Source organism: Bacillus sp. EB106-04-04-XG123, assembly GCF_058791855.1.
In genome coordinates, this window is sequence record NZ_JBYTDZ010000003.1 from 240,549 (window position 1) to 258,347 (window position 17,799).

Sequence of the window (17,799 nt, forward strand, 5' to 3'; positions counted from 1 at the left end):
CTTATATAACGATTCAGATGGCCCTTTGGTTCCACCTCTTAATCATTACATATGATACGAATATGCGTTCTTTATTAAGGGGGTCTTTTTCCTATTTATCAGTTCGTCCCACACGATACTACAGGCTTTTCGATTATATTCTTTTTTCGAGTGCGAATAAGTCTTCCTCTAACAATTGTGACCGCTGAACAGCGATGCTGCGGCTGTCGCGAACCCCTTGATTATAATAGTAGCTTCCAAGGTTTTTTGTGATAAATTCTAGTATATTAATGGCTGCTAATTCACCAATCTCTTCTTCTCGTTCTTCGGCAAAGTAACGCTGAATGGCCATCATCATTTGATTTTTTTCTTCTTTAGTGAGTGGTTTCAAAGTCTCCCCTTCTTTCTATTTTCTTCATTTGCAGCTGGATGTGCTTGCATTTCACAAATACGAATGTTTGTTCTCTTATCATATCATAAAAAAAGATTTTGTGCATGACTGCCCTAAAAGAAAAAGCGTATTTTGATGTAATGGATCAAAATACGCTTCACTATTTTGTCTGATTTTTTCACAGAAGCTTTCATAGCGTGTTATCCATTTTATTTTAAAATGGATAGGATCGTCGCTACAGAATGATCTACAAATGAACGCTCTGGACGTGACTTCATGAGGACGGTAAGCCCGATGAAAGAAACGACCAGTGTCTGTGCTAAGGCTTTAGCATTCAAGCCGCTTTCGAGCTCACCTGAGCGAATACCTTGCACGATCTTTTCTTCAAAAATAACCGAAAGATACATCTGATGCTCTCTTGTCAGAATTTCAAATTTCTCTTCGTGTGGAGCAAGCTCCACTATTGTATTAATGCAAAAACAGCCTTTACTTGGGCCATCTCCATATTCCTCTTCCACTACATCTGTCAATAATAGATGAAATGCTTCCTTTACAGATCGATTGTTTTGAAGTTTTGTTCGAATACGGGCTGCATGCTGCTTTGTATATGTGCGTAATGCAGCCTCAAATAATTCCTCTTTATCTCCAAAGGCTGCGTATAAACTTGGCCGCTGTATTCCCATTTTTGCAGTCAAATCGCTTAACGTTGTAGCTCTATACCCCTTTTCCCAAAAAAGCATCATTGCATCATTCAACGCTTTTTCCTCATCAAACTCACGCTGTCGAACCATCATCAATTCCTCTTTTCAACAATAAAATCCTTTCACGATAACAACCATCTATTTCTTTGTTTGTAAGTTTTCATTACCAATCGGTATATAATGATTGTATTTTATTCATGTAACATTGTCAATTTGTCTTTCTGATCTCCAAATCAACATAGAATAACCAAAATAAAATCTTGACTTTAAAACGTTTTGTTGGTTATTCTTAATCATAATCATTTTGTACCGATCAGTATATTATATTAAAAAGCTCAAAAAGAGGGGATGCAATGAATGGTTAAAGATAAAATGACTCACTATATGGCACTACTTTTTGCAGCAGCCTGCGGGATGGCTGTTGCAAACATATACTTCGCACAACCGTTACTAGATTCACTGGCAGCCGAGTTCGATATCACGTATTCATCCATCGGTATTGTCATTACGATTACTCAGCTTTGTTATGCGGCGGGGCTGCTACTGATCGTACCACTTGGTGATCTGTTGAATCGACGCCGGCTCATCATTGGTCAGATGCTTTTATCTGTGCTTGCCCTCATTCTAGTCGGCATCGCTCCTATCGTCACCGTCCTATTTATAGGATTAGCATTGGTCGGACTGCTCGCTGTAGTCACTCAGGTACTCGTTGCGTTTGCAGCAAGTTGGGCTGCTCCAGAAGAGCGCGGCCGTATCGTCGGCTTGGTGCAAAGTGGAATCGTCATCGGTATTCTTCTCGCCCGAACCTTTGCTGGTGTATTAACCGATTTTGCTGGCTGGAGGTCTGTATATCTTGTTTCTGCCGTCATCATGCTGATCCTAACTGGCGTATTGTTCCGAGTGCTCCCGCGTGATGACAGCAAAAGAGAGTCATTATCTTATGCTCATCTGCTTCGTTCAATGTTTGTATTGTTCATACAAGAACGAATCCTGCGCATCCGCGGGATTCTAGCTCTTCTGATTTTTATCGTCTTTGGTACGTTATGGACTTCACTCGTGCTGCCTCTCAGTACTGCGCCACACTCTCTTTCACATACTGCTATTGGCGCATTTGGTCTTGCTGGAGCAGCCGGAGCATTAGGGGCTGCTCGGGCTGGCAGCCTTGCTGATCGAGGTTTTGGACAGTTCACAAGCGGTATAGCCCTTGTCCTATTATTCATTTCATGGTTTTTCATCAGTTTGACTGAACATTCACTTATTGCCTTAGTCATTGGCATTATCATTCTTGACCTATCTGTGCAGGCAGTACACGTAACGAATCAGACTATGATTTTCACAGTGCGGCCTGAGGCGAGAAGCCGGCTTACGGCTGCTTACATGATTTTTTACTCCATCGGCAGTGCGACCGGTTCAATTGTTTCAACCAGCATATACGCAGCCTATGGCTGGAGCGGAGTATGTCTTTTTGGTGCCTCTATCAGCGCTTTAGCCATTTTGTATTGGATCATCACCTATCGCCTAACGAAACAAATCACATTTGACTCAGAAACAAAATAAAAAAACACCGCGATTAAGCGGTGTTTTGGATTACGCATCCACAACTTCAACTTTTTCCATGCCTTGGCCTTGCTCCATATCAAGTACAGCCTCGATACCAGATGTTACCTTGCCAAAAACAGTGTGAACACCGTTTAAGTGCGGCTGCGGGTCATGTACGATAAAGAATTGGCTGCCGCCTGTGTCTTTACCAGCATGTGCCATTGATAATGAACCTCTTTCGTGCTGATGTGGATTTCCTTCTGTTTCACATTTAATTGTGTAACCAGGACCACCCGTTCCATTGCCGTTTGGGTCCCCGCCTTGGCTGACGAAACCTGGAATCACGCGGTGGAACTTCAATCCATCGTAGAAGCCTTCATTCGCTAATTTTTCAAAGTTTGCTACTGTACCTGGAGCAGCCTCTGGGTAAAGTTCAAACTCAATTTTCTTTCCATTCGTTAATTGTATGTATCCTTTTTTCGCCATTTTTCACATTCTCCTTTCAGGTTAAACAACGCTCATTATAGCACATTTTCGGTGATGTTAAACATCCCCTGCTCTTCGATTGTCATTTACCTCTTAACTGATGATTGATAAAATAGGATTGCTTGATTCTTTTTTCCTCATAAAATGATATGTGACGAAATGACATGTCTTCATTTATTGGAAAAGGAACACATCTTAAAAAGAAAATTGAAACGTCGAGTCAATTTGTTACGTCTATATGATGGAGTGCATTTCTGTACGTGTACTCAAAAGCTGAGTTTCTCTTGAAAGAGGAACGCTTTCGACTTGAAGGAGGTCAACATGTTTAAAAAAATGATGCTTGGTATGATGGCAGCGCTCCTTTTCCTAATTGGTGCGCCAAAAGTCAGCTTAGCGGATGCAGCTGTCGGCGATGTCATCGTCACACTCGGGCAAGACTTAACACCAGCTGATCGACAAAAGGTGCTTGACGAGTTGAATCCACCTGAAAATGCGACAAAAATTGAAGTAACCAATAAAGAAGAGCACGAATATTTAGGAAAGTATATCCCTCGTTCTTCTATCGGGACGAGAGCATTATCATCTTCATCTATCACCATTGAGAAATCAGGTACTGGTCTGACTGTGGATACACACAACATCAAGACCATTACAGATGAGATGTATTTAAATGCTTTAATGACAGCAGGTGTCAAGGATGCCAAGGTTGTCGTCACTGCTCCATTTGAAGTATCTGGTACAGCCGCACTGACGGGCTTACTTAAAGCGTATGAAGTGTCAAGCGACAAAGCCATTCCAGAAGATGTGAAGCAGGTGGCGAACGAAGAGCTTGTGACAACTTCTAAATTGGGTGACTCCATCGGGAAAGACAACGCTTCTGCCCTTATTGCAAAAATCAAAGATGACATTGCAAAAAACGGTGTCCCTAAAACCACAAAAGAAGTAGAAGAAAAAGTCGATCAGGCGGCTTCTGATTTGAACTTAAATCTGACGCAGGATCAAAAAGATCAGCTTGTCTCGTTATTTGATAAAATGAAAAACATCAATATTGATTGGAATCAAGTAGGGTCTCAAATTGATAAAGCAAAAGACAAGATTACAAAATTCATAGAATCAGATGAAGGGAAAAACCTTCTTCAAAAGATTTGGGATTTCTTTGTCTCCATCTGGAACGCGATCGTCTCTGTATTCACTGGAGGAAAATAATCCATGAAAAAAAGCTGCCTGTACCCCAGGCAGCTTTTTTAATTAGATGATTTCACTTTTGATTGATACGGTAAATCAAGTTTGACAATGTCCTCATAGGTTTCACGCTCAACCACAAGCTGCGCTTCCCCGTCCTCTACAAACACAACCGCTGGGCGCGGAATGCGGTTATAGTTGTTTGACATACTATAGCCGTAAGCTCCGGTACAAAAGACAGCCAATAAATCCCCTTGTGATAACTCTGGCAGATCGATATCCCAAATGAGCATATCTCCGCTTTCACAGCATTTACCGGCAATTGAAACGGTTTGATCATGCGTTTGACTCATTTTATTGGCACTTGCCGCTTCATATTTCGCTTGATATAAAGCCGGACGAATGTTGTCACTCATTCCGCCATCTACCGCAACATAATCGCGGATGCCAGGTACGTGTTTTGATGATCCGATCGTATAAAGAGTCGTCCCTGCATCTCCAACGAGAGAACGGCCTGGTTCTATCCAAATCTCCGGCATATCAAACTCATAGCGGGCCACGTTCTTTTTCACAGCTTGGATTATTTTCTCGACATATTCTGTCGCAGGAAGTGGTTCATCCTCTTCTGTATAACGAATCCCAAAGCCGCCGCCTAAGTTTAACACTGTAGAAATAAAACCAAATGATTCTCTCCATTCATCCAGCTTCAAAAAGATTTTATCTGCCGCAAGGACAAAACCAGCCGTATCAAAAATTTGTGAACCGATATGACAATGAACACCTAAAAGCTCGATCACTTCTGAACGAAGCACTTGTTTCACCGCTTCATCTGCTTGTCCATTGTGAAGATCAAAGCCAAATTTTGAATCCTCTTGACCTGTCGTAATGTAATCATGCGTATGCGCTTCGACACCAGGTGTGATGCGGAGCAATACTTTCACTTTTTTTGACAGCTCTTGACCAAGCTGTTCAATGAGCTTCATTTCATAGAAATTATCCACAACAATACAGCCGATCCCATGCTCTAAAGCCATTTTTAATTCTTCTCTGCTTTTATTATTGCCATGGAAATGAATTTTTTCTACTGGGAAGCCAGCGCAAATGGCTGTGTGAAGCTCACCGCCTGAGACAACATCAAGAGATAATCCTTCTTCTTTAGCAAGCTGAAACATGGCGATGGAAGAAAATGCTTTACTCGCGTATGCTACCTGTGCTGTTAATTCTTCTTCTATAAATGCTTTTTGAAAGCTTTTTGCGCGCTCCCGTATTAAAGCCACATCATATACATAAAGTGGTGTCCCATACGTTTCAGCTAAAGAAACGGCATCAACACCACCAATTTCTAAATGACCGAGTTCATTTTGTCTGCAAGTGCCGTGTAAATACAATGTCATTCCCTCTTTCTCCGCTTCGGCTGAAAAAAGGCAGCTGCGTGAGCTGCCTTTTGCCTTGTCTCAAAGTTAAAAATACAATATCACAATCTTCAGCCACTTTCAATGAGCCTTAAGAATTTGGCGGAATTTTTGATCTGTTTTGAGGGTGAACGATGCTCGGTCTTACTTTTGAGCCAGGAACAGACGTCCGAATCAGCACTTGCCACAGAGCCTTCCCATTAAAAGGGAGGAACGGCCACATATAAGGCGTCTGCAATGAACGAATGGAAGTTAAATAAATGAGTAACAACGTAAAACCAATGATGAGTCCATTCAGCTTGAAGATCGCCACTAGTGCTAGGATGATGAGCCTGACAATCTTATTGGCGACACTCAGCTCATAGCTTGGCGTTGTAAAGGTACCGATCGCCGCCAGTGAAACGTATAAGATGACCTCTGGTGTAAACAAACCGACATCAATAGCGATTTGTCCAATTAAAACAGCCGCGATCAGTCCCATGGCGGTCGACAATGCGGTTGGCGTATGAATTGCTGCCATCCTTAAAAATTCCACCCCGAAATCAGCAAGGAACACTTGGAGAATCACAGGGATATGAGAAGGTTTGTTAAACCCAATATAGCTTAAATTGTCAGGCAGAAGATTTGGTTCAAGGATAAAAAGAAACCAAATCGGCAAAAGAAAGGTAGAACATAAAATGCCTAAAAAGCGTACCCATCTTAGGAATGTACCAACGGCAGGAGCCTGGCGATATTCTTCTGCATGCTGAACGTGGTGAAAAATAGTGGTTGGTGTAATGATGACACTAGGGGATGTATCCGTAATGATGATGACATGCCCTTCTAATATGTGGTTAGCGGCGACATCTGGACGCTCGGTGTAACGCACTAGCGGAAAGGGATTATATCCTTGCTTAATAATAAATTCTTCAATCGTTTTATCAGACATCGTCAGCCCATCAACCTTAATTCCTGATACTTCTTTTTCTATAATATCTACAAGATCTGGGTCTGCAATATCTTCAATATAGCAAACACAAACATCGGCTTTGGAACGCTCGCCTACTTTGAGCATTTTGTATCGCAGCTTTTCATCCCGCACTCTTCTTCGAATAAGCGCTGTATTTACAATAATGTTTTCAACAAATCCGTCTCTTGCTCCCCTGACAACCTTTTCTGTATCCGGCTCCTCAGGCATTCTGCCAGGATAACTTCTAACATCAATGATAAAGGCGTAGTTTTCACCTTCTACAACAACTGCTACAAGCCCGGACAGCACTTGATCCACCGCTTCATCCAGCGTTTCTACCTTGGAGACCTGCTGATTGACAAGGCGGTTCTCGACTACATGTGCAAGATCATCTGATTCTGGTTCGTTGTCATTGATTTCGATTAGTTCTTTTAATAAGTAGATGACATACTGCGTATCACACAACCCGTTTACATAGTAAAGCTGGATTTCCTGATCGTGTATATAAATTTTCCGAACACCAAGGTCAAAGCTGAGACCCATTCCGACATTTTCTTTGAAGTAATCTTCATTTTTCTTCGGGTCTCGGTACACGTTTACCTTGTCTTTCTTCATGGAAGCCACTCCTTTCTAATATTAATTCCACTGCTTTCATCGTGATTGGAGATCCCTTGCTCAGATCATCTTTCCGTCCCATCTTGCCAATATCTCCAATCCCGACAACGAACGGGAGATTGAGGGAGTCAAGACAATACACTGTATCCCCGCTCATTTTATGGGGCTCCATTTCGGGAAGACCGTGTTTGTCGACACCGTATTCTGTCAGTTCACCTTCCCGGTCAATGGAGACATGGACCTTTGTCCATTCGGCTTGGTGCGTCTTGGATGCAACTGCAATCGCGCCAATAACTTCGATTTCAGGGTGGCGTGCCACATGTTTCATCGCCGTCTCGCCTGTTCCTTCTCCGGTCAGTCCAGAATCATCAAACATCACAAAGACTGGATCATACGGCGTTTTTAAAATCATCTGAACAAGTTCAGGTCCTGTCCGTTTGCTTGGATTTCCTTTTGAGCTGGAAATACATCGTCCGCCGACGTTTTTAGCGGCGAGCTCAATGGTTTTGGCAGCATATATATCTCCGTCTGTCACTAAAATGACTTTCCGTCTTTGCCCCATATTCGGTTATCCTTTCGGTTTAAAGATCAGTGCGATAATAAATGAGAATAAAATCGCAGCTGATATTCCAGCAGAGGTTAATTCAAAAATACCGATACCGATGCCGATGAATCCATGTACATCTGCCTGGTGCATTGCCCCATGAAGCAAGCTATGACCAAAGCTGACGATTGGTACGGTTGCGCCCGCACCTGCAAATTCAATAAATTTATCATAAATACCGAATCCGTCTAAAATGGTACCTGCCACAACAAAAGTAGTCATGACATGTGCCGGCGTGAGTTTGAGTACATCTAGCAAAAGCTGGCCAATGACACAAATAAGTCCGCCTGCCACAAAAGCGATAAGATAATCCATTAGCTCTCTCCTCCTGCACGCTCAAATACGACACCGTGCGCAATGGTTGGAATGGTCTCTTTTTGCTGAACCATCATTGGGCTGAGTAGCGCCCCGGTTGCGACAACGAGTACTCTTTGCAGATTCCCTGCTTTCATTTCTTGAAAAATATGACTAAATGTCACAACAGCTGAACAAGCACAGCCGCTGCCTCCAGCGAATACGTTTTGATCGGGTGTATAGATGATTAAACCGCAATCATCGTGTTTTCGCCCAAGCTGGATGCCTTCTTCTTTCAGGAGATCCTTTAAAATCGGTGAACCAATGCCTGATAAATCTCCAGTTAAAATCAAATCGTAATCATCTACTGTTCTTCCTAAGTCTTCTAAATGCTGCTTGATGGTGTCTGCCGCGGCCGGTGCCATGGCCGATCCCATATCAAATGGATCTGTAATGCCGAGATCCATGACCCTGCCTACCGTTGCACTTGTAATTTGAATTTGTGAGGGCTCTTGGCTGATAATAACGGCTCCGCTCCCTGTTACGGTACTTGTTGCTGTATCTGGCTTTTGTCCGCCGTATTCGGTCGGGTTTCGAAATTGGCGTTCTGCGGTCGCATTGTGACTGCTTGTTGCTGCGATGGCTCTATTTGCAAAGCCACCATCAATGAGTGCTGACGCAATGGCGACCGATTCCATTGAGGTCGAGCATGCTCCAAATAAGCAGAGAAACGGGATCTTCAGCTCTCTTGCCACATAGTTTGCTGTGACGTTCTGGTTGAGTAAATCTCCAGCTAGCAACAGATCAATATCGCTTTTTTGCAAATTTGCTTTCGATAAAGCGGTTGATATCGCATCATCCATGAGCTTCCTTTCAGCCATTTCCCAGTTCTTTTGATCACAGTGCATTTCATCGTATGTTTTATCAATTAAATGTCCAATTGGACCTTCTTTTTCCTTAGGTCCTGCAGCAGTTCCTTCTGCATTGACATAAAGCTTGTGCTCAAATACCCAAGATTGTTTACCTGTTAGTTTCACCTTTCATTCCTCCTACGAAAACATCTTTTCCAAGATGTATCGAATGATCCCTACGATATATGCCGAGACGACACCGAACACAATGACGTTCCCAGCGAGCTTAAACATATTTGTGGCAACACCTAAAACAAGCCCTTCACTTTTATGCTCAAGGGCAGCACTTGTCATACTGTTAGCAAAGCCTGTTACCGGTACGGCTGATCCCGCTCCAGCAAACTGGCCGATTCTATCGTAAATACCGATACCCGTTAATAGAGAAGAAATTAAAATGAGGGTTGCCACTGTCGGGTTCCCTGCTGTCTTTTCGTTAAAATCAAAAAAGTGGATATAGAAATTCTGCAGCCCCTCACCTATCAGACAGATCAAGCCACCAACTAAAAACGCCTTGATGCAGTTGAGGACATAAGGAGGTTTGGGCTGATACGTTTTCACCTTAGATGGATAGTTCTCTTTTAAACTCGACACGTGTTGTTCCCTCCAATTTCTTAAATATAAATAAGCCAATGAAATAGTGAACCAAATATCTTTCCTAAGACGATGGCCATGAGCAGCAAAACAATTTTCCCGTCCATTCCAATTCTTTTCGTTAATATAGGAAGTACATTTAATACTTCAGTAAGTGCAGCTGCAAGCATGCCGACAAAGATGCCTGATAAAAGACCGACCGGTAGCGCCAGCCATTTGGTTAAATGCAGATGTATTTGACTTAAGGTGGCCCAGCCGCCAACAACCGCCCCGCTAATGACTGCCGCCTCGTACCCTTGTATGAAGCGCTGCGTTTTGGTTAATTGCATTAAGCGGGGAATGATGCCAAGCACTGTAAGAAATGCCACAAATCCTGCTCCGACTGTTAAACCGCCGCCAAGTCCAACGAGTACGACAAAAAGCCATTTACCGATCATGGATATCCTTCAATGTTTCTTTATTTTCATTGAGTGCGACATAATGATCGAGATCGAGCTGATATTTAAACATTTCCACTTCGAGCGGACTTGGTTCTTCATTTAAACGCTTTTTAAATACATGATTGAAAAACAAAATCATCCCAAGGCCGAGTCCAAAGCTATATGGAATTTGTAATAAATACGGATGCTCAACCGTTTTCCCTGTGATCATTTCATATAGGCGGATATGAACGAGCCGCATACTGACATCCTCGTGGAAATTCATAATGGCAAGCGCCGCTCCGACAAATAATAGAAGCCATACAAACACAAATAAAACGGGAGAAAGCTGGCGTTTGCCTGTATCAATTTCAACAATGGCCTCAGAGCCGCCAACGGTTTGAATGTCGATATCCGGCCACGTTTTTTTGATCGTTTTGACGACATGCATGATATCAAGAACGGCGATGTGACGATCCTTTTTGCTGACATGATACACCGGCATTTTGCTAAGCTTTTGCACAGCAAACTCATCACCAGTGATTTGGGCGACATCCTCTAAATAAATGAGCTGATCTATTCCGGTCTTGATTCGATGGCGCAGCCGAATAAAGATTTGTCCGTCCATCCAAGTCACTTCCTATACGAGGGGTTAAAAATAGTATGTGGTGAAAAATGGTTCTCATACTGATAGAACTTGATTTACCGGTAATTACCACACAAAAAAAGCCAGCCGAATTGGCTAGCTGTCTTTTTGATCCATTTGCATTTGGATTTGTTTTAAAATTTTCTTTTCAAGCCTTGAGACTTGCACCTGTGAAATGCCAAGTCTTTCTGCAACCTCAGATTGTGTCTGGTCTTTATAATACCTTAAATACACAATGAGTTTTTCCCTTTCTTCTAATTCCTTGATCGCTTCTTTCAGAGCAATTTTGTCAAACCATCTTTCTTCAGAATGATCGGCAATTTGATCAAGCAATGTTATCGGATCCCCATCATTTTCATACACTGTTTCATGAATGGATGATGGTGAGCGGACCGCTTCTTGGGCGAGGACGACATCCTCTGGTGTGATATCAAGGTATTCGGCAATTTCTTGCACGGTCGGCATTCTTCCATGAGACTTAGACAATTCATCCCTTGCCCGCCGGATTTTATTTCCAAGTTCCTTTAATGACCGGCTCACTTTAACCGTCCCATCATCTCGAATGAATCGCTGAATTTCCCCGATGATCATTGGGACGGCGTACGTTGAAAACTTTACATCATATGACAAATCAAATTTATCCACAGATTTCAACAGTCCAATACAGCCAATCTGAAACAGATCATCTGGTTCATATCCCCTATTTAAAAAGCGCTGAACAACGGACCAAACAAGACGCATGTTTTTTTCTACGAGGAGGTCTCTTGCTTGCTGATCACCGTCTTGGCTTTTTTTGATGAGCTCTTTGACTTCATCATTTGACAGCTGGGCTTTTTTAGCTTGCTTTTTTACCTCCACATCCATATGAGCAGCTCCTTTAATTACAAAGCGCTTTGCTTTTTGATAGATGCTTTGTTAAACGGATGGTCGTGCCCATTTCTGGAGATGAGTCCACCATGACATCATCCATAAAATTCTCCATGATGGTAAAGCCCATTCCAGAGCGCTCTAAGTCTGGTTTTGTTGTAAAAAGCGGCTGTCTTGCTTCCTCAAGATCGGTAATACCCATGCCTTCGTCACGGATGGTGAGATAGACGACATGATCATCTAATGTGACATGGATATGCACCTTGCCATCTGGATTCCCATCATAGCCATGGATGATGGAGTTTGTCACTGCCTCGGATACGACGGTCTTGATTTCTGTTAATTCATCTAAAGTCGGATCAAGCTGAGCGATAAACGCCGCGACTGTCACCCTCGCAAACGATTCATTTTGGCTTAATGCCGAAAAAGTCAGATTCATTTCATTTCTCATGACGCCACCCCCAATGTTTGCAAAGCCGTTTGCTCTGAAGGCTCCATACGAATGATTTTAAACAAACCAGACATATCAAATAACCGATTCACTGCTGGCGAGATGGCACAGACGACCATTTCTCCGCCGAGCTGCTTAATTTCTTTATATCTTCCTAAAATCACTCCGAGTCCAGAGCTGTCCATAAACGATAAATCAGCCAGATTCAGCACAATGTGGCGAATGTCCTCTGTTTCCAAATAATTCGTCACCTTTTGTCTCAATGTTTCTGCGGAGTGATGATCGAGCTCTCCTGTTAACCGAATGCAAAGTACGCTCTCTTTTACTTGAAAATCAATACCAAGGCTCATCTTTTTATTCCTCCTTGCTCTAATTTCGGATAAAGAGTGTTTCTCTTTTATATGAAGTAAATCCTTCACCATGACAAAACTAGTGACCATTCGTCACATTTAGATGTTCTTTTCTTTTTCCTCATAGCAAAAAGACTGCCCATTTCAGCAGCCTTTCGCCTTTTATTTCCATTTCACAAAATCAGCCATTGCTCGTTTGAAGAAAGTCCAAATGCCTGCCTTTTCCATTCCTTCTTTTGCTTCTACAGGACTTTCATGCAGCACTTTTCCGTCTTTTTTCAAGACGATCGTACCAAGTTCCGTTCCTTTTGAAAATGGAGCCTTGACATCATGAGACAATTTGATTTCTTTTTTGATCTGATCCACATTTTCGCCTTTTTTCGTTAGAAGGGAGATCGGTTCAGAAGTAACGAGCTGAATATTTTTCTTTTTCCCTTTGCTCACTTTGACCTCCGCCACATCTTGCCCTCGTTTGTAAAGCGGATGAGTCGTATATTGACTAAATGCGTAGTCCAGCATTTTGACTACCTGAGCGTTTCTGTCTTTCGGAGTGCTTGCACCGAAGACAACCGCAATGACGCGCATGTTGCCTTTTTTAGCAGATGCAGTTAAACAGTATTTCGCTTCGCCTGTAAAACCGGTTTTCACCCCATCGACACCTGGATAAAATTTAATCAGACGGTTTGTGTTTACAAGCCAGAATTTTTTATCTGTGTTTTGCCGTAGATAGTCTTCGTAGACACCTGTGAATTTGGTGATTTGTTCATATTTCAACAGCTCTTTTGCCATTATTGCCATATCGTGAGCTGTGCTGTAGTGGTCTTTTTCAGGGAGCCCTGTTGGGTTTTGAAAGACTGTTGAGGTGAGGCCAAGCTCTTTCGCCCTTTTGTTCATCTGCTCTACGAACTGTTCTTCAGATCCTGCAATATGCTCTGCCATGGCAACTGAAGCATCATTTCCTGACGCAATCGCAATGCCTTTCAGCATTTCTTTCACGGTCATTTCTTCTCCTGGTTCAAGGAAGATTTGCGACCCTCCCATGGACGCTGCATAGTCGCTCGTTCTGACCTTGTCTGTCATTTTCAGTTTACCGTGATCTATAGCTTCCATGATGAGAAGCATCGTCATGATTTTGGTCATACTTGCGGGTGCAAGCTTTTCATCGCTGTTTTTGTTGTAAAGCACCTTTCCCGTGTCACGTTCTATTAAGATCGCTGATTTGGCTTCGTGTGCCAATTCTGATGTTTGTTTTTCTCCTGGTTTTTCAATCTTTTCTTTTGCTGTCGCAGATGGTGAAACCATTGAGATAAGGATCATTAAAATAAACAATGCACATATATGACGTTTCAAGTGGCAGACCTCCATTATCGTAATCCTTTCTATTTTTTCCTCATACAGGCTGTTTTATTCAGAGATCGTATGATTGCAAATAAAAAAAGCCTTCTGCTTGGGTAGCAGAAGGCTTCTGGACACATGCTATGAAAGTTGTTTGACAATGTCTTTTACTAAATCAAGAAAACTTGCTTTCACTTTTTCCGTTACTTCGATCACTTCATCATGTGACAGCGGCTGATCCAAAATACCAGATGCCGCATTGGAAATGCATGAAATGCCAAGTACTTTGATTCCTGCATGACGCGCAACAATGACTTCTGGAACAGTCGACATTCCTACCGCATCTGCTCCAAGCGTTCTAAGGAAACGAACTTCAGCAGGTGTTTCATATGAAGGGCCTGTCATCCCTGCATAAACCCCTTGCTGTACAGATATACCTAAACGCTGGGCTGTTTCTGCTGCAAGTGCCAGCAATTCTTTATCGTACGGTGCAGACATATCAGGGAAACGAACGCCTTGACTGTCATTTGGGCCAATTAATGGATTGGTTCCCATCATATTGATATGATCTGTGATCAGCATGAGGTCTCCTGGACGGAATGAAGTATTCACTCCGCCGGCTGCATTTGTGACAATGCATGTTTCAATACCAATTTCTTTCATCACACGGACAGGAAACGTCACTTGCTTCATATCATACCCTTCATAGAAATGAAAACGTCCTTGCATCGCGCAAACGACAGTGCCTTTCAGCGTTCCGATCACGAGCTGCCCTGCATGTCCCTCTACTGTTGAAACAGGGAATCCGGGAATATCTTCATATTTTATTTTGATTGGATTTTCAATCTCATCTGCTAAAATGCCAAGCCCTGATCCTAAAATCAATCCAACTGTTGGTACATATGTCGATGCTTGTTTAATATATGCCGCCGCTTCTGAAAACTGTGCTCCCACGAGATTTCCCCCTATTTGAGTTTAGATAAAAAGCTTGTTCCGTATTTTGGCATCGCTATCTTGAAATTATCGGCAACGGTTGCCCCAAGATCAGCAAATGTTTTTGCTGTTGGCAGTTCATTTGCTTCCTGATGCTTTTTGCTGTAAGCAATGAGCGGAACGTATTCTCTTGTATGATCTGTTCCGTGATGAACCGGGTCATTTCCATGATCTGCTGTGATCACAAGAAGATCATCCTCTTTCAACAGGTCAAACACTTCAGGAAGACGTGCGTCAAATTCCTCTAATGCTTTTCCATAACCCTCTGGATCTCTTCTATGTCCGTAAAGAGCGTCAAAATCAACAAGGTTCAAAAAGCTGAGTCCTGTAAAGTCTGTTTTAAGTGTATCGACCAGCTTGTCCATTCCATCCATGTTCGATTTTGTTCTAAGAGATGATGTGATTCCTTCGCCGTCATAAATATCAGAGATTTTTCCGATCGCAATGACATCGAGCCCATCATCTTTGAGTTCATTCATAACTGTACGGTCAAATGGTTTTAACGCATAATCATGACGGTTTGGTGTTCTAACAAAAGCATCAGGCTCTCCGACAAACGGACGAGCGATAATCCGTCCAACCATATATTTTTCATCTAATGTGAGTTCACGGGCAATTTCACAAATACGGTAAAGCTCATCTAATGGCACAACTTCTTCGTGCGCAGCAATTTGCAGCACAGAATCCGCAGATGTATAAACGATTAAATCGCCTGTTTTCATGTGCTCTTCGCCAAGCTCATCTAAAATTTCCGTACCAGACGCAGGTTTATTTCCAATAATACCTCGGCCAGTTTTTTCTTTTAATTCATTTAATAGTTCATCTGGGAATCCGTCTGGAAAGACTTTGAACGGTGTGTCTATGTAAAGACCCATGATTTCCCAATGCCCTGTCATTGTGTCTTTACCATTTGATGCTTCTTGCATTTTTCCATAATACGCAAGCGGTTTTTCATCCGCTGGAATTCCTTTGATTTCTTTAATATGACTCAGCCCAAGCTTCGCCATATTCGGCATATGAAGCCCGTTCATTTTTTCAGCAATATGTCCAAGTGTATCTGCACCTACATCATTAAAATCAGCAGCATCTGGTGCTTCCCCAATCCCTACTGAATCCATTACGACGAGGAAAATGCGTTTATACTGATAATCAGGCATTAAAAAGCGCCTCCTTCAATATTCTTGTCTTTTGACCTTACAAACAGTAAGAGGTCAGACATCTCAAGTATAAACCGTTTACAAGCCAGTTGACAACCATAAACGGTGTAAAGATGAAAAAGCATGACACCCGTTCATCGTGTCATGCTTTACTTATGCCCTTGGATGGAATTTGTGATACACATCTTTCAGTCTTGTTTTCGTCACATGTGTATAAATTTGTGTTGTTGAGATATCGGCATGTCCGAGCATCTCCTGTACAGCTCTTAAGTCCGCACCGTTTTCAAGCAGGTGTGTAGCAAATGAATGTCTGAGCGTATGAGGCGTCAGCTCCTTTTGAATCCCTGCTTCAATGGCTCGTTTCTTTAAGTTCTTCCAGAAGCCCTGGCGCGACATTTTTTTCCCGTGATGATTGAGAAACAGGGCATCGGACGGCTGTTTTTTTAACAGCTTGCTTCTTCCCTTTTCGATATATTCTTCAATTGCGCTTGCGGCAGCTTCACCGATTGGCACAATTCGCTCTTTTCTTCCTTTTCCAAAACAGCGGATAAAGCCCATTGTGAGGTGCACATCGGCAAGGGTCAGATCCAGCATTTCACTGACGCGAATGCCTGTTGCATATAAGAGCTCAAGCATTGCTTTGTCTCGGTAGTCAAAGGGAGTGTGCTGATTTGGTGTATCAAGCAGTTTTTCGACCTCCCCTAATGATAGAACTTTCGGTAATGTCCGCTCTGTTTTTTGCGTTTCAATGTTCCATGACGGGTCATCCGTTGTCACTTTTTCCCGAAGCAGAAATTGATGAAAGGAACGGATCGATGATAGATGCCGTACAGACGTTTTACTCGATTTCCCTTCCTCTTTTAACTGCTTTAAATAATGAATGATATGCAGGCGCGTGACATCGCTAATATCCGTCAGCTGTTCATGTGTCATTAAAAAAGACAAGTAGTTCTGCAAATCTCTTTTATAAGAAACAATGGTATTTTCAGAGAGTCCTCTCTCTACGGTCATAAAATGAATAAAGTCGGATAATTGATCGTTCAATGATTTCTACTCCCCGTTTTGATAAAAATAAATCAATCGGTCTTGCCAATTGTCTTGATTCGGCTGATCCATTTCCATCACTTTAATTGCTGCACCCTCTGGTTTATCATAACGATGGTAGCTTTCATATTCTGAATTTATCCATATCATAGCATAATAGAACAGGACGGTAAAACCTGTGAACAAGATAAATACTTTGATCACTTCACCTGTTGTTTTGAGCCATTTTCGCATGATCTTCAAGTCCTTTCTCACCTTCTCATTACTTCAGCATATGCCAGGTAGGACAAGGAATATACAGCGAAAATGCAAAAAACCTCTTCATCTTAAATGAAAAGGTTCCAATTCGGATTATTTGCCGGATTCATCATCATGACACCGGTGGCAAATACCATGGAATGTCAATCTATGATCCTTAATTTTAAATTTCCAGTCACGTTCAATAATCTCTTCGACATCTTCTAATAAATCATCTTCTATCTCATCGACTGTTCCGCATTCCATGCAGACAAGATGGTGATGGAAGTGAGCGGCTCCTTCTTTGCGAAGATCATATCGCGAAACGCCGTCTCCAAAGTTAATTTTATCAACAACTTTCAGTTCAGTGAGCAATTCTAACGTCCGATAAACAGTAGCAAGACCAATTTCAGGAGACTTCTCTTTTACGAGGAGGTATACATCTTCTGCACTTAAATGGTCTTCTTCATTCTCAAGCAGTACTCTTACTGTGGCTTCACGCTGTGGCGTGAGCTTGTAGCTGGAAGAATGAAGCTGTTTCTTAATTCGATCAATCCTATTTTCCATTGACTTTCCCTCCTACGCCACATTACTTGATCATTATATCAAATGATGTGCTGAGAGCCAACTATAATCATTTTAAATT

General features: G+C 42.3%; 22 protein-coding genes. 2 read left to right on the plus strand and 20 right to left on the minus strand.

Translation table 11 applies throughout. From position 1 onward, the window contains the following. Positions 1 to 133 precede the first annotated feature (133 nt). Together AC3WTB_RS11695 and AC3WTB_RS11700 are read right to left on the minus strand one after the other, a co-directional pair. Positions 134 to 370, minus strand: coding sequence for a DUF2164 domain-containing protein (locus AC3WTB_RS11695; RefSeq protein ID WP_039179646.1), 237 nt, complete (start codon positions 368 to 370; stop codon positions 134 to 136). Between the two features lie 209 nt (positions 371 to 579). Next, positions 580 to 1,161 (minus strand): TetR/AcrR family transcriptional regulator, encoded by a 582-nt coding sequence (locus AC3WTB_RS11700; protein ID WP_106025038.1) that lies wholly within the window; start codon positions 1,159 to 1,161, stop codon positions 580 to 582. A 267-nt stretch (positions 1,162 to 1,428) separates the two neighbouring features. On the opposite strand from AC3WTB_RS11700, the gene AC3WTB_RS11705 reads away from it, so the two are divergent. Next, entirely contained in the window at positions 1,429 to 2,628 is a 1,200-nt protein-coding gene (locus AC3WTB_RS11705) for an MFS transporter (protein ID WP_059377128.1), read from the plus strand. 30 nt (positions 2,629 to 2,658) lie between these two features. Here AC3WTB_RS11705 and AC3WTB_RS11710 read toward each other — a convergent pair whose 3' ends face one another. Further along, positions 2,659 to 3,096 carry a peptidylprolyl isomerase gene (locus AC3WTB_RS11710; protein ID WP_008359679.1) on the minus strand — a complete coding sequence of 146 codons (438 nt, stop codon included), beginning with the start codon at positions 3,094 to 3,096 and terminating at the stop codon, positions 2,659 to 2,661. Positions 3,097 to 3,417: 321 nt separating this feature from the next. Between AC3WTB_RS11710 and AC3WTB_RS11715 the strand changes: the two genes are divergently transcribed. Further along, positions 3,418 to 4,302, plus strand: a complete 885-nt coding sequence (locus AC3WTB_RS11715; protein WP_024422856.1) for a DUF1002 domain-containing protein — start codon at positions 3,418 to 3,420, stop codon at positions 4,300 to 4,302. Between the two features lie 38 nt (positions 4,303 to 4,340). On the opposite strand, the gene lysA is transcribed toward AC3WTB_RS11715, so the two are convergent. The 17 genes from lysA to fur all read right to left on the minus strand — a co-directional run bounded on the left by lysA (position 4,341) and on the right by fur (position 17,720). Next, positions 4,341 to 5,666 carry a diaminopimelate decarboxylase gene (lysA, locus tag AC3WTB_RS11720; protein ID WP_058837980.1) on the minus strand — a complete coding sequence of 442 codons (1,326 nt, stop codon included), beginning with the start codon at positions 5,664 to 5,666 and terminating at the stop codon, positions 4,341 to 4,343. 115 nt (positions 5,667 to 5,781) lie between these two features. Then, positions 5,782 to 7,254, minus strand: coding sequence for a spore germination protein (locus AC3WTB_RS11725; RefSeq protein ID WP_047204120.1), 1,473 nt, complete (start codon positions 7,252 to 7,254; stop codon positions 5,782 to 5,784). Beyond that, positions 7,208 to 7,816 (minus strand): stage V sporulation protein SpoVABEA, encoded by a 609-nt coding sequence (gene spoVAEA / locus AC3WTB_RS11730; RefSeq protein ID WP_047204121.1) that lies wholly within the window; start codon positions 7,814 to 7,816, stop codon positions 7,208 to 7,210. Before spoVAEA ends, AC3WTB_RS11725 begins: the two co-directional genes overlap by 47 nt. Positions 7,817 to 7,822: 6 nt before the next feature. Next, the gene (gene spoVAE, locus AC3WTB_RS11735; RefSeq protein WP_007501045.1) at positions 7,823 to 8,173 is read right to left on the minus strand and encodes a stage V sporulation protein AE; all 351 of its coding nucleotides are present in this window, start codon (positions 8,171 to 8,173) and stop codon (positions 7,823 to 7,825) included. Beyond that, a complete protein-coding gene (gene spoVAD / locus AC3WTB_RS11740; protein ID WP_039179664.1) occupies positions 8,173 to 9,189 on the minus strand; it encodes a stage V sporulation protein AD in 1,017 nt (338 codons plus the stop codon). Before spoVAD ends, spoVAE begins: the two co-directional genes overlap by 1 nt. A 12-nt stretch (positions 9,190 to 9,201) precedes the next feature. Then, positions 9,202 to 9,654: a stage V sporulation protein AC gene (spoVAC, locus tag AC3WTB_RS11745; protein WP_058837983.1), complete on the minus strand. Its 453-nt coding sequence runs from the start codon at positions 9,652 to 9,654 to the stop codon at positions 9,202 to 9,204. Positions 9,655 to 9,674: 20 nt separating this feature from the next. Continuing rightward, positions 9,675 to 10,091 carry a stage V sporulation protein AB gene (locus AC3WTB_RS11750; protein ID WP_039179670.1) on the minus strand — a complete coding sequence of 139 codons (417 nt, stop codon included), beginning with the start codon at positions 10,089 to 10,091 and terminating at the stop codon, positions 9,675 to 9,677. Further along, positions 10,081 to 10,701, minus strand: a complete 621-nt coding sequence (locus AC3WTB_RS11755; RefSeq protein WP_059377134.1) for a stage V sporulation protein AA — start codon at positions 10,699 to 10,701, stop codon at positions 10,081 to 10,083. Before AC3WTB_RS11755 ends, AC3WTB_RS11750 begins: the two co-directional genes overlap by 11 nt. Before the next feature lie 114 nt (positions 10,702 to 10,815). After that, positions 10,816 to 11,583, minus strand: a complete 768-nt coding sequence (gene sigF, locus AC3WTB_RS11760) for an RNA polymerase sporulation sigma factor SigF (protein ID WP_024422864.1) — start codon at positions 11,581 to 11,583, stop codon at positions 10,816 to 10,818. A 13-nt stretch (positions 11,584 to 11,596) separates the two neighbouring features. Continuing rightward, positions 11,597 to 12,037, minus strand: a complete 441-nt coding sequence (gene spoIIAB / locus AC3WTB_RS11765) for an anti-sigma F factor (RefSeq protein WP_024422865.1) — start codon at positions 12,035 to 12,037, stop codon at positions 11,597 to 11,599. Further along, positions 12,034 to 12,387, minus strand: coding sequence for an anti-sigma F factor antagonist (gene spoIIAA / locus AC3WTB_RS11770; protein WP_024422866.1), 354 nt, complete (start codon positions 12,385 to 12,387; stop codon positions 12,034 to 12,036). Before spoIIAA ends, spoIIAB begins: the two co-directional genes overlap by 4 nt. A 162-nt stretch (positions 12,388 to 12,549) precedes the next feature. Beyond that, positions 12,550 to 13,704 (minus strand): D-alanyl-D-alanine carboxypeptidase family protein, encoded by a 1,155-nt coding sequence (locus AC3WTB_RS11775; protein WP_369880173.1) that lies wholly within the window; start codon positions 13,702 to 13,704, stop codon positions 12,550 to 12,552. A gap of 159 nt (positions 13,705 to 13,863) precedes the next feature. After that, complete coding sequence (locus tag AC3WTB_RS11780; protein ID WP_047204125.1) at positions 13,864 to 14,676, minus strand: purine-nucleoside phosphorylase; 813 nt, start codon at positions 14,674 to 14,676, stop codon at positions 13,864 to 13,866. An 11-nt stretch (positions 14,677 to 14,687) separates the two neighbouring features. Then, the gene (gene deoB, locus AC3WTB_RS11785) at positions 14,688 to 15,872 is read right to left on the minus strand and encodes a phosphopentomutase (protein WP_064497560.1); all 1,185 of its coding nucleotides are present in this window, start codon (positions 15,870 to 15,872) and stop codon (positions 14,688 to 14,690) included. A gap of 153 nt (positions 15,873 to 16,025) precedes the next feature. Continuing rightward, entirely contained in the window at positions 16,026 to 16,916 is an 891-nt protein-coding gene (gene xerD, locus AC3WTB_RS11790) for a site-specific tyrosine recombinase XerD (RefSeq protein WP_039179686.1), read from the minus strand. Between the two features lie 6 nt (positions 16,917 to 16,922). Further along, positions 16,923 to 17,150, minus strand: coding sequence for a YqzK family protein (locus AC3WTB_RS11795; RefSeq protein ID WP_024428058.1), 228 nt, complete (start codon positions 17,148 to 17,150; stop codon positions 16,923 to 16,925). 117 nt (positions 17,151 to 17,267) lie between these two features. After that, complete coding sequence (gene fur / locus AC3WTB_RS11800; protein WP_003215577.1) at positions 17,268 to 17,720, minus strand: ferric iron uptake transcriptional regulator; 453 nt, start codon at positions 17,718 to 17,720, stop codon at positions 17,268 to 17,270. Between the last annotated feature and the right edge of the window lie 79 nt (positions 17,721 to 17,799).